Below are 13,086 nucleotides of genomic sequence, written 5' to 3' on the forward strand. Positions count from 1 at the left end.
AAACCAAGGGATTGCAACGTTTGCCACGAAATCTCTTTTACGTTGGCAGGGGTCACCAATAGTAATGGTTCCTGGGCAATAGCGGTGGCTGTTATTTCCCGGTGAGTAGCCGGACGAGTCATTAAACCAACATCAATCGTATCGTTTAGCACCGCATTCTCAATATCGCGATTGGGAGCAAAGCGAAAGTCGATCTGCAATTCCTTGTGTTGTTGCTGCAAATCCAGGCAGTGTGGGTAGAGTTTCAGGCCGATACTGCCAGGTGACATGACGCGAATTTTACCGGCATAAGGAGAGTCAAATCCTATACCCTGTTCCAGGGTTTGCATGGCCGTTAACACGGCTCTGGCGTCGCTGAGTAATCGTGCTCCCGCATCGGTCAGCACAAATTGTTTGCCCTGGCGTATTACCAGCGTGTTTTTAACCTGTTGCTCCAGCTTCATTACGTGCTGACTCACCCCGGATTGCGTCATAAACAGTTTTTCCGCTGTGCGGGTAAAGCTTTGCTCATCGCATAAGGTACAAAATGTTTGCAGCCATTTAGTGTTTATCATAACAAAATGTAATCGTTTCGATTTTGATTGATAATTTTACGTAATCTATGGCGAAAGTTAAGCTTTAAATCAGTCTAAACAGGAGGATTTATGAGCAATACATACCCACGAACGTTTTCACACATTGGCATTTCAGTCCCCGATGTTGAACAAGCGGTTGCGTTTTACACCAGCGTGCTAGGCTGGTATCTGATTATGCCGCCCACAGACATAACAGAAGATAATTCGGCCATTGGCGAAATGTGTACTGATGTGTTTGGTAAAGGCTGGCAGCATTTTAAGATCGCACATTTGTCTACAGGTGATCGCATTGGCGTTGAAATATTTCAGTTTGATCAGCAGCAAAATCCAGACAACAACTTTGAGTACTGGAAAACCGGTATATTCCATTTTTGCGTGCAGGACCCTGATGTAGAAGGATTGGCCGCGCGTATTGAGGCTGCCGGGGGCAAACGCCGGATGCCTGAGCCCCGCTATTACTATCCGGGCGAAAAGCCGTACCGAATGATTTATATGGAAGATCCCTTTGGCAACATTCTGGAAATCTACAGTCACAGTTACGAACTGATTTATAGTGCTGGCGCGTACTGAACCCGATTAACAGCTTGCGCCGACCACGTTGTGGCGGCGCACTGTGCATTCACCCGGCCCTTAATAAAACCATTTCAAAATATGTCTGCACCTTGACCAATCCCTGAACTGGTTGCATGCTGAATATGGCACACTAGGGTGCACACCATCCTGGCGTTAAACTGTCTTTTTTATTGCTGATCACAGCCAGCATTTGTGCGTAGCAATAAAAATTCAAATCTCATCGTTGTAAGTAAAAATAATAAAAGGGAATGTCATGAAAACAATGTCTTTACTGACAGTGGGGGTCATGTCTGCCATGTTGCTGGGTTGTGGGCAGCCCGACTCTGCATCGCAACAGTCTTCGCAGGCCAGCATGCCGTCGGCAGAAAATATTGCAGCAAAAGCGGGTGGCGTATCAATGGGAATCGATTACAACGTTCCTGTTGATTACTTCACATTGGGAAACGGCCTCAAAGTGGTACTGTCGCCCGATAAAACCTCGCCAACCGTAACGGTAGCCGTGTATTACAACATCGGTTTTCGCAATGAGCCCCGCGACAGAACCGGCTTTGCGCATTTGTTCGAGCACATGATGTTCCAGGGCTCTGACAACCTGGGTAAAATGGAATTCATTAAACTGGTGAACGATAGTGGTGGGGTGTTGAACGGCTCCACGCGCTTTGACTACACCAACTACTTTGAAATAGTCCCTTCTCACAAGCTGGAAACCTTTTTATGGGCAGAGGCCGATCGTATGAAAGGTCTGGCTATTACTCAGGAAAATCTCACCAATCAGCAAGGTGTGGTTAAAAACGAAGTGAAGGTAAACGTGCTGAATCAGCCCTATGGCGGATTCCCCTGGCTGGACATGCCGCAATACGCATTCAACAACTGGTATAACGCACACAATTTCTATGGCGATCTGGCGGACCTTGACGCCGCATCACTGGAAGACGTCGATGCGTTCTTTAAAATGTACTACGCGCCCAATAATGCCGCGCTGGCCATTGTGGGCGATTTTGAGCCTGCTGAAGCCAAGGCGATGGTAGAAAAGTACTTTGGCAGCATTGCCTCTGCCGAAGTTGCGCCGCAACCTGATTTGTCTGAACTGCGACAGGAAAAAGAAAAAGTCTTCAATAAGTTCGACAAGTTAGCGCCTAAACCTGCGTATGCGTTTGCTTATAAAATGCCACCCCGTGGTACACCTGAATACTATGCTATGGGCATAATCGACCAGATCCTGGTGCAGGGTGAAGACAGCTTGTTGTATCAGGAATTGGTGAAAAACCGCCAGATCACAGGAGACGTTGGTGGCGGTATTAACTACTTACTGGGTAATATGTTTAATTACAATGGTCCGATGTTATGGATGAGTTCATTTACTCACGACGATACTGTCAGCCGTGAGCAAATTACCCAGGCTATCGATGCCGTAGTCAGTCAGCTTACTGAAAAGCCGCTGAGTGAAGAGGCCATGTCTCGGGCGATCGTAAAAATCCGCTCCAGTTTGTTTGATGCTATCGATGATTTTTACGGGTTTGGCAGGGCTGATTTACTGGCAAGCTTCGCCTTGTTCGACAATGATCCGGGCAAGATTAACGAGCTGGAAGCGAATTTTAAGCAGGTCACACCTGAACTGATTATCAGTACCGCCAAGGAATATTTGCGCCCGACAAACCGGACTGTGCTAACCGTTACGCCAGGTGACGATCCTTTAGCACAATCCGCCAGTGATAAGGAGTAATCAGCATGACGAATTTTAAAACACTCTCTGTATCAGCTTTGTTGCTGATGATCTCTGCTGTATCTGTGGCGAAGGAACTGCCCCCTGTAGGAGGCAAGCCAGGTAATTTCGTGGTACCACAAACCAAACAAGTGGTATTGGACAACGGCCTGAAAGTAACGTTTATTCCCTATGGCAGTACGCCCAAAGCAACAGTGCGTTTGGTTACGCATACGGGCAATATTGATGACGGTGGCAAGGTATGGCTAGCGGATCTGAGCTTTGAAATGTTGCGTCAGGGCACGGCGAATCAATCCGCTCAGGCACTGGCTACTTCGGTTGCCAGTATGGGGGGGCAGATAGAAACATCGGTTGGCCTGGATTCAAGCTGGGTGGGTATGGATGTGCTGAGTGAGTTTGCCGATGAAGCCGCTGCTACCCTTGCTGATATGGTGCTGAATGCGAGTTTCAACGAAAAGGATCTGGCGCGTATTAAAGTTGACCGTCAACGCGAACTGGAAGTAGCGAAGTCGCGTCCTTCCTCTATTGCAACTGAAGCCTTCTACCATAAACTTTACGGTAACCACCCGTATGGTCAGCTTTATCCTACGCAGGAAACCCTGGCTGCTATTAGCACAGAAGAAACTGCCGCGTTTATTCGCACGCAGTTTGTTCCTAACCGAAGTCACCTGTACGTCTCGGGCGTGTTTAACGATTTGGTTGTGCTGGCGGCAATAAAAAATGCCTTTCAGGATTGGCAGCCAGGCGCTGAGAGGGAAAGTAAAACTGTGTTGGCTCAGGCAGGCCCTTCCGTTACCGTAATCAACCGCCCGAATGCACCACAGTCTACTTTGCGTCTGGGTCTTGTTACCATCGCGCCTGACCACGAAGATGCGATGACCATGAACGTAATGAACACGTTACTCGGTGGGGCATTTTCCAGTCGTATCACATCGAATATCCGCGAAGATAAAGGGTATACCTATTCGCCGCGTTCATCCGTGATGGACAGGGTAGGCACGGGCTTTTGGTATCAGGGCGCGGATGTCACCGCAGAATCAACAGCCGCCTCATTGCGCGAAATTGTAAAAGAGATCAATTTACTGGCCAGTGAAAACCCGTCTAAGGAAGAACTGTCGGGCGTGCAGAACTACATGGCAGGTATTTTTGTGCTTCGCAACAGTTCGCGAAGCGCCATTATTAGTCAGTTAGCCTTCACGGAATTACACGGACTTGACGCCAGCTATCTGCAAACCTACGTAGATAACATTTACGCCACTACTCCGGCAGACGTCAGTAATGCAGTAAAGCAATACCTGGACGTAAGCAAAATGCATCTGGTTATTGTGGGTGATGAAACCGACGTGAAAACCCAGCTTAAAACCCTGGACGGGGTGTTGGCACTATAGTCAATGCAGCAGTATGTAGCCACCGGTAAGCACCGGTGGCTATGTTTTACTCTCTAGTTTAGCGCGTTAGCTGGTTTTGAGTTTATTGAGCTGTTCAATCAGGTTGTGGGATGATTGATAAATATTCTGTGCGCTACTTTCTGACATTTTAGACAACGACGCTATTGCTTTAGTTGAATCGCCAATCACGACCATATTCTTATTTAACTCTTCAGATACATGACTTTGCTGTTCGGCTGCGGCCGCAATTTGAATGATACGGTGGTTAATTTCTTCAATTTGCGCAACGGTTTCTTTCATTTTCAAAAACGCTGCATTAGCACACGACGCGGCACTTTCTGCTTTGTCCGTGCCTTTTTTGATTATGTTCACGGTATGCGAAACTTCGGTTTGAAGCGCAGTGATCACTTGCGATATTTCGTCAACCGACACGGCTGTTTTTGACGCAAGGGCACGTACTTCATCGGCCACCACACTGAATCCTCGTCCGTGATCGCCAGCCCGCGCGGCTTCAATGGCGGCGTTAAGTGCCAACAGGTTGGTTTGTTCGGCTATCGAACCAATGACATCCAGAATTTTCCGAATGTTTTCACTGCGCTCCGATACCGCTTTTACTGCGTCGGATGCAACAGCAATTTCACTGGATAATTCTGACGCTTGCTTTGACGCGGCCGATACTTCGGCTTCCGTTTCCCGCACTGAACGTGTCGCCGCAGAGGTGTTGTCAGCCGCAGAAGAGGCTGTATTGGCGACTTCCTGTGCAGTTGACGACATTTCGGTAATGGCCGTTACAATGGTTTCAACCTCGGCCTGCTGTATGTACATTTGCTGATGCGTTTGCTGCGCGTTTTCTTTACTCACCTCGCTCAACGCTATCACTTCTGCTCCCGCGCGTTTGGCGGCATCAAGCAAGGCTCTTACAGTTTCTCGGAACTGATTGAAGCCGTTGCCTAATCGGATCAGTTCAGCATGAGAATGTACGTTGATCGCTTGTGTTAAATCGCCGCCCTGGCCAGCCAGTTCTGCCATGCGGTCCGATACCATCTCAACGGGACGGACAATACTTCGGGTAAACAACTGGATAAGCACGAGGGCTACAATGGTTAACGCAATGGCAATCAAGGCGGTATTAGTGAGGATACTGGTAATTTCATCTGAAATCATATCCGACACAGTATAAACAGGCTGCATAGCGGTTGCGACGTTAATGGCTACAACCAGTTCCCAATTTACCCCTGCGGTGGCAATCGGAATCGGCTGTACCACATACAAATAATTATCCAGGGTGGTCGCCATATTTTTACCCGAAGTTTGCAACAGTTTTTCGCTTTGCTTAAACACGCTGTTAAAGGGTTTGGCCAGGCTGTCTTCCAGGTCTGTGGCGGCGGCAAGAAAGCCTTTGTGACTAACGATATACACTTTTGCGTTACCCTCGTACAAGGACGCTTTTAACTCATTAGCGAGCTTTTGCAGTATAGGTAAGTTCAAATCCGCACCCACCACGCCACGGAATTTGCCTTGTGCTATTACTGGTACCGCCAGGCTGGTCATGAGTTCGCTGTAGCCAGGGCGAATTTCGTAATTGTAAGGATTGGAAGCACAGGGTTTTAGTGAGTCAGACGAACACAAGTACCACTCCGCCGCGCGAAAGCCATATTCATCCACTGTTGTATCGTGTTTCTCATTGGCGTCATCAATTGGCACCTGCGAAATCGAACCGTCGGCCTCTTTCACAAAATACACTTCAAAACTGCCATGGCCATCAACCGAATGTGAAAATCCGCTGATGTATTGCCGATCTTTCCCATCAAACTGGTTATCTTCAAACTGGGCATACAGTGAAGATACGCTGGCGGTTTTAAGAGCGTTCCTCACCATTGCTTCTACCTGTTCACGGGTAAAAGACTCGGGAATGTAACCCTCTATGTTGCTTTTAATCAGGGCAGAGATGCCCAGTGGCACTGAAAACGACTTCTCAAATAAATTACCAATCTGAGCGGCAATGGCATTGGCCCGGGAACGCACGGTGCCTTCAATCTGACTCGATACCTCTTCACTCACCTGATGGGTGATCACCTGCTCGGTTTTTCCCAGCGAATAAATACTCACGCCGATATAACTGGTGGACATCAAAACAAAAAGCGCACCAACAACCAGAAGCAATTTTAAAGATAAACTCTTTCCTTCAAAAAACATGGGCGATCCCCGCACTAAATTTTATCGACTATCAAATTCCCGTTTTACAATCCAAACGTATATCCAATTGTGCCTAACGCTTTGATATTTTTATCATATGCTAAATCTGTTTTTTCCAGTCCCAGGGTAAAGTCTAAGCCAAGCCAACTGAAGGCGGCCTCTGCTTTTACGTGAACATAGTCTTTATCGTTGGTATCCCAACTGTACTGTTCGGGGTCCAGGCTGGCAGAACGGTCAATCTGAAACGTGAGTAACACATCGTCATTTAACTGGTATGCCTGCGAGAGGGCGATGATATAGTGTCTGGCACCCGAGCCGAAATAGTCGTTTGAATACCAAATCTGAGCACGTGTATCGTTGTAGCTCAGGGCAAGGTAAGCTTCGGCGTAATCGTATTGGCTACTGTCGTCACCACCCAGATATGTGTACATAGCCACACCGGCATCGTAAGCGATGTGTTCGGATATATTGCCTGTATGCCCCACGTAATAATCCAACTCGTAATCGGTGCCTTCTCCGTAATCTACCCCGGACGCAAAACTGCCGGCATACCAGCCTGCATCGTTCCACCAATCCAGACTGCCCTGGACGGTAGGCTTGTCATTGGTTTGTGATACACCGTTAAACAAATAGTCTGAGACTAACGTTGTAGTAACCGATACTTCAGCGAAACAGGTCGACGATAAGGCCCAACAACACATCACCCAAAGCGGGCGTACAAAACGGTTGCGCATAAACAAACACTCATGCTTTTCCAAGTCATCTAAGAATAGTTAAGTAATTTCATTTGTGACAACTATGTTAACGAATTAAAAATGTCGGGTATGCTGAAATGGTTCTTTGGTCAGCACGCGTTTAACTCGCAGGAGTTTGAGTCTGTGTCTGAGGCGCTGGTAGGAGGGTATCAAGGGGCAACAGGCTCGCAAACTGACAAACGACCCAAACCGGTTCGTATCCGGAACAATTAAACGGTGCGTATTGACCCTCTGAACACACTGACCTAGCGTGAGGCATGATTACCAATCTGTTGAATCTATGCTGAAGCCTAATGCCTTTTTACGTTGCTGCTTAATGTGTGTTGTTACATTGTTGAGCGCCCGTTCTGGTGCGTCGGAATCGAATACATTTACTTTCCCTGTCAATCAATCCTCAATACCGCTTTTCACCAGTCACTCAGATCCCTTGATCACGTGGGCTGTTGAAGACTTTGCCGTTAATGTGAGTCGCAGGCTAGGCGTGAAAGTATTAGTAACTGATCAACGATTTACCGACGTCTCAGGGGTTATTGTGTCTGTTGAACCCGGCCATCCAAGGTTAGCAGCCCTTGTGAATACACCACACGGGCAGTGGGAAGGGTTTACTGTGTTTGTAGAACACGCGAATTTGCATATCGTTGGGGCGGATGTAAGAGGCGCGGTGTATGGATTGATGACGGTGGCCGAAAAGTTGGGAATCTCCCCCTGGCAATGGTGGGCGGATACTGGCGTAACGCCTGTGTTACCGGAAATGGTAGCGGAAATGGGGCCGGTCATGCTCACCGGTTTGCCTCTTCTAGACAGTCCGGCCGTAAAATACCGGGGCGTATTTTTAAATGATGAGGACTGGGGATTATTACCCTGGGCTTCAAACACGCTCGAACCCAGCGTGGGCAATATTGGCCCACTCACCTATGAGAAAATATTTCAGCTACTACTGCGCTTGAAAGCCAATACTATATGGCCAGCCATGCATCCCGGTACCAGGGCGTTCTTTACCGTCGATGGTAATAAAGCCATGGCGGAGCGCTATCAGATTCATATTGGTACTTCGCATGCAGAGCCCATGATGCGCAATAACGTTGATGAGTGGGACAGTGCTAAAAGGGGCGAGTTCGACTTTGTAAACAATGCCAGCAGGGTGAACAAATACTGGGAAAGCCGGGTAAGCGAATTAAAAGATACACCGCAACTGCCAATATTTACGTTAGGGATGCGGGGTGTTCACGACAGCCATATGCTTGGCACATCGTCTACCGAACAATCGGTGCAAGTGTTACAAAATGTACTGGATACCCAGCGCACAATGCTGTCAGACATTTATGGAAACAGCAATGTCGTTAAGCAGGTTTTTACCCCCTATAAAGAAGTACTTGCACTCTACGGGGCCGGTTTGGTCGTGCCGGACGATGTTACGCTGATATGGCCGGATGATAATTATGGTTATATCCGCAGGCGGAGCAATGCTAACGAACAGCAACGATCAGGTGGAAGTGGCGTTTATTATCACCTGAGCTATTGGGGCAGGCCCCATGATTATCTTTGGTTGAGCACTACCCATCCCGCATTAATTCAGTTTGAAATGGCCAGGGCGTATGCCGACGGGGCCAATCAAATGTGGATAGCCAATGTGGGGGATATTAAACCCTTAGAGTACAACATGGAGTGGTTTCTGCATCTCGGCTGGACCGGACCAGATGATCCTGACGATTCTGCCAGGCAGTATTTAGTTCGCCAATTTGACAGAGATTTTGGTGAGAGTCTCGCGCAACCGTTAGCCAACCTGATGTTGGATCACTATCATCTGGCGTTTATTCGCCGCCCGGAATTTATGGGTTGGAGCCAGACTGAGCCTACTACGCAAACCGGTTTAACAAGCTTTACCGAAACCCAAATCAATCAGCGGTTGGATACGTATGAGCACCTGGTTGCTACCGTGAATAATTTAGAACAATCGCTGTCTGAGGCGCAGCAATCTGCCTGGTTTCAACTGGTCGCTTATCCTGTAAAAGGGGCCGCAGCGATGAATCGCAAGTGGCTTTACCGGCACCTTGCCAGTCTAAATGCCTCCCCGGTGCAGCAACAGCGCCTGATAGAAAAGGCGCGTGAAGCACATAGCGACATTCAACAATTAACGGCAACCTACAATGGGCTAAATAAGGGAAAATGGAATAGGATGATGGATGCCAGTCCCAGGCGATTGCCGGTATTTGCTGAGCCTGAAGTTATTACAACCGGGGTAAACGTTGCAGGTCAGCGGTATAAGTCTGTTTTACTGACTGTCAGTGATATGCATGCCCCAGTAGGGACGCAGTGGCGGATAATGCCTGAACTGGGCTATTCGCGCAGTGCAATGACAGTATTTCCTTTACACTCCCGCTATTTTTATCACGAAAAACCGTCTATTTCTTATCAGTTTACCCTCGAGGATGCGGCCGATGTACTGGTTGATGTCGCCACCTTGCCCACTCACGCCAATGCGTTTGATCATCGCCTGGACATGTCATTAAACGGCAAATTGATTAAGCAAACCTTGCTTAATACGCAAGGGCGGAGTGAATCATGGAAACAAGGCGTACTGACTAATCGAATATTAACTCAGGTTAAGCTTGAGGGGTTAGCTGCCGGTAAATATGAACTGACACTTGCGGTGAATCAAACGGGAATTGTAGTGGACGAAGTGTTAGCTACAATGATCAAAGCAGGGCAGAAATAAGAAATGCGGGCAAACGGCTAAGCCGTTTGCCCGATAAGGATTTATTACACTTTAAACTGACGAATCGAACTTTGCAGTTCTTCTGCAAGACGAGCAACTTCAGAACTCGACTCAGAGGTTTGTTGAGCACCAACCGTGGTTTCTTCAGCAATACCAACAATGGTTTCAAGCTTCTCACTGATGTCCTGGGATACCAGGTTTTGCTCACGGGCAGACTGCTCGATTTGCGAACTGACATCGTGGGCACGGTGCACGGCATCGGAAATGATGTCCAGCGCTTTGGTCGCCATGTCGGTTTGTTCAACACACTTGGCAGTTTGTTCTTTACCCTGATTCATTACCGCAACGGCTTTTTCTGCGCCTTCTTGCAATACTTCAATCATGGCATTGATTTCACGTGTTGATTCCTGAGTACGGCTGGCCAGCGTTCTTACTTCGTCCGCAACTACCGCAAAACCACGGCCTTGTTCACCTGCACGAGCCGCCTCAATGGCAGCGTTCAGTGCCAGCAGGTTGGTTTGATCGGCAATGCCGCGAATAACGTCAAGAATACTGCCGATACTGGCGCTGTCCTGATGTAATTTATTAATTACCTGAGCAGCCTGATCTACATCTCGGGCCAAAATTTCAATGGTGGCTTTGTTTTGCAACGAAATGCTGCGAACCTTATTAGACTCTTCATCGGCGTGACGAATTTCTTCCAGTGTGTTTTCCGCATTTTGCGTAACCAACTGTGATGTAGAGTGCATTTCGGTTGTTGCAGTGGCAACCAGACCGATTTGGGTTTTTTGATCCTGAATGGACTTGGTAGTTTGCGTGGTAACCGCTGAGGTTTGCTCAGAAGCGGCTGCCAGCTGTTCTGCGCGCAAATTAATGCCCTGGATCAGATCTTTCAGGCTGGAAATAAGCTTATTACAGTTTCTCGCCAACTGGCCAAACTCGTCTTGCTTGGAGTCGTCCAGTTTATGGGTTAAGTCGCCAGACGAGGCAATATTCAGTAATTCGTTTACCTTAGCCAGTGGAACTGTGATTGCCGATACGGTTTTCATTCCGGTTAAGAACGCAATCACCAGTGACACGGCAACAATCACCAGTACACTGGTTGTTCCGGTAGCGACACTGGCGGTGACTTTCTCTTCAAGGGATTTAGCTTTTTTGTTGGTCAGCGCCAACAAATTTTCGAGTTCGTCGATTGCTTCAGAGGCTTTCTCATCGGCCTGACCGAGCGATTGTTGTGTTTGGTTGCGCAATTCAAGGCGACTCATGTGCAACTGAATGATACCGTCGCTGCCAGTCACCGCATCAATGGCCTCGTTCACCATGCCTTCAATATCGCTGAGCATGCCGGTGCTATCCTGACCATCTGCAGCCGTAACCATGGCGTCAAGTTGGTCGTTAATTGCTGTTACGGCAAATTTAACTTCGTTGCTCAGTGTGTCGGCACGCACCAATGTTTGCGTTTTAATGTAGTCGTTTGTGACTGTCATCAGCGTTAACAGGCGTGATTCCAGATCAGCACCCAATTGCGCGGCTTTTTTCAGCTTGTTATTGCGCGCTACTGCACTGTTATCACTGAAATCCAGCAGATTAGTAGAAGCGTCATCGGCGTTGTCTTCTACATCTGACAAGCGGGAGGCGACTTCGTCGCGTTTACGCAAGTACTGTAAGTGGCTGTTGTACAAACTGTTTACGGTAGTCAGATACTCTTCATACTGACCGCGCACAGTTTGCAGTGAAGATTTAAGCTGGGGATCGTTTTTAACGGTTGCAGCCAGTTCTTTGTAGGCAGCATCGAAACGTTGATTAGCGTCGTTAAACTTCGCCTGGCTCGACTCAACTGACGAAATTTCCTCAGAAATATAGGCTTCAAAGGTTAACCGGCCCATATTCAGGAAGGTCGCCTTAAGTGTATTGCTGCCAATGACCGTTGGCATGGCAACCTTGTTCACTTCTTCTACATCGTCGTGAACTGAACTTAAATTAAATAACGAAAATACACTGATAATAAAGAGTAATGTGCTGATGGCGACAAAACCAATAATGATTCGCGCTTTAACCGTTAAATTCATTCTGGCTCCCAGAGCTTTTTATAGTTTTTAGTATCCAAACAGTGTTTTTACGTCGCTTGTTCATGCGTCTGGTATTACTGATTGGCCTTCAAGGTTCTGATGCTGCGTCCCCTACAGCACAACTTCCATAACAGTCCTTGATAAGTCCGGCAACAATCATTGCTGCGATTACTTTTATACCAACCTTTCAGGCATGATACAAAAGTATTACGCACAAAATACCGAGATCAGACTTCTTTAACACTCCCGTTACATAGTATCGGTTGAAATTCTAAAAATTTGAAGCGTTGATGACAAATGTTTGTTCGCTATCCAGCTCGTAGGCCGTTAGTCGATTGCCCCAAACATAGCCGGTATCCAGTGCGATAAACTGAGATGAACTGGTTTGGCCTAACAAAGCGGCCCAATGACCAAAAATAACCCGCTGGTCAGGCTGGAGATGCGAATTTGCAACCTTAAACCACGGGATTAGTGAGGCGGGGGCATCCTGTGGCGACGACTTGGCTTTGAGGTTCAGTGCTCCATCAGCCTGCATAAAGCGCATTCTGGTGGTGCTGTTAATAATAAAACGTTGGCGGGCGGAGCCTTTTAGTGCATTTTTCCAGTGAGAAGGGCCATTACCGTACATATTTTCGAGTAACTGACACCATCGTGGGCCTTGCAGTTCCAGAGCGATTTCATTACTTAACTGCATTAACTGCTCAATAGACCAGGTGGGATGTAAACCTGCGTGAACCATGACCGTTTTGTCGTCCAGCATCATGGCCAGTGGCCACTGGCGGTACCAGTCGATTATTTCTGGGAGTTCCGGGCAGTTAAGTAAAGTATCCAGCTTATCGTTGGCCTTGGCTTTCTTAAGCCCTTGTGACACGGCTAAAAAGTGTAAATCGTGGTTGCCCAGCACGGCTTTAAACTGTGTGCCCAGGCTTCGCAGGAATCGTATCGTACTGAGAGAATCTTCACCGCGGGCTATCAGATCACCCACGGTGTAGAGAGTATCGCAGGCAGGATCAAACTTTACTGCGTCCAGTAATCGGCACAGCCCCTCGTAACATCCCTGAATATCCCCTACAACGTACCTTGCCATGCGC

General features: G+C 47.8%; 9 protein-coding genes. 4 read left to right on the forward strand and 5 right to left on the reverse strand.

Annotated features, from left to right (window positions below):
* A partial coding sequence (locus tag ACLR2L_RS02380) for a LysR family transcriptional regulator (protein ID WP_413365369.1) occupies positions 1-554 on the reverse strand: 554 nt, incomplete at its 3' end.
* Between the two features lie 90 nt (positions 555-644).
* Here ACLR2L_RS02380 and ACLR2L_RS02385 point away from each other — a divergent pair.
* The 3 genes from ACLR2L_RS02385 to ACLR2L_RS02395 all read left to right on the forward strand — a co-directional run bounded on the left by ACLR2L_RS02385 (position 645) and on the right by ACLR2L_RS02395 (position 4,259).
* Positions 645-1,145 (forward strand): lactoylglutathione lyase family protein, encoded by a 501-nt coding sequence (locus ACLR2L_RS02385; RefSeq protein ID WP_140958463.1) that lies wholly within the window; start codon positions 645-647, stop codon positions 1,143-1,145.
* Between the two features lie 256 nt (positions 1,146-1,401).
* Positions 1,402-2,871, forward strand: coding sequence for a M16 family metallopeptidase (locus ACLR2L_RS02390; RefSeq protein WP_413365372.1), 1,470 nt, complete (start codon positions 1,402-1,404; stop codon positions 2,869-2,871).
* A 5-nt stretch (positions 2,872-2,876) separates the two neighbouring features.
* On the forward strand, positions 2,877-4,259 hold the full coding sequence (locus tag ACLR2L_RS02395; RefSeq protein ID WP_413365374.1) for a M16 family metallopeptidase: 1,383 nt from the start codon (positions 2,877-2,879) through the stop codon (positions 4,257-4,259).
* A gap of 66 nt (positions 4,260-4,325) precedes the next feature.
* On the opposite strand, the gene ACLR2L_RS02400 is transcribed toward ACLR2L_RS02395, so the two are convergent.
* Positions 4,326-6,455: a methyl-accepting chemotaxis protein gene (locus ACLR2L_RS02400; RefSeq protein WP_413365377.1), complete on the reverse strand. Its 2,130-nt coding sequence runs from the start codon at positions 6,453-6,455 to the stop codon at positions 4,326-4,328.
* A 44-nt stretch (positions 6,456-6,499) separates the two neighbouring features.
* The gene (locus ACLR2L_RS02405) at positions 6,500-7,189 is read right to left on the reverse strand and encodes a TorF family putative porin (RefSeq protein ID WP_413365379.1); all 690 of its coding nucleotides are present in this window, start codon (positions 7,187-7,189) and stop codon (positions 6,500-6,502) included.
* A gap of 448 nt (positions 7,190-7,637) precedes the next feature.
* Between ACLR2L_RS02405 and ACLR2L_RS02410 the strand changes: the two genes are divergently transcribed.
* Positions 7,638-9,926, forward strand: coding sequence for a glycosyl hydrolase 115 family protein (locus ACLR2L_RS02410; protein ID WP_413365381.1), 2,289 nt, complete (start codon positions 7,638-7,640; stop codon positions 9,924-9,926).
* A gap of 44 nt (positions 9,927-9,970) precedes the next feature.
* On the opposite strand, the gene ACLR2L_RS02415 is transcribed toward ACLR2L_RS02410, so the two are convergent.
* On the reverse strand, positions 9,971-11,995 hold the full coding sequence (locus tag ACLR2L_RS02415) for a methyl-accepting chemotaxis protein (RefSeq protein ID WP_140958458.1): 2,025 nt from the start codon (positions 11,993-11,995) through the stop codon (positions 9,971-9,973).
* Positions 11,996-12,266: 271 nt separating this feature from the next.
* A complete protein-coding gene (locus tag ACLR2L_RS02420; protein ID WP_413365384.1) occupies positions 12,267-13,082 on the reverse strand; it encodes a symmetrical bis(5'-nucleosyl)-tetraphosphatase in 816 nt (271 codons plus the stop codon).
* Positions 13,083-13,086: the final 4 nt, after the last annotated feature.

Origin of the sequence: Alteromonas sp. AMM-1 (assembly GCF_047290655.1) — a bacterium.
Classification (GTDB): Bacteria; Pseudomonadota; Gammaproteobacteria; order Enterobacterales; family Alteromonadaceae; genus Alteromonas; species Alteromonas mangrovi.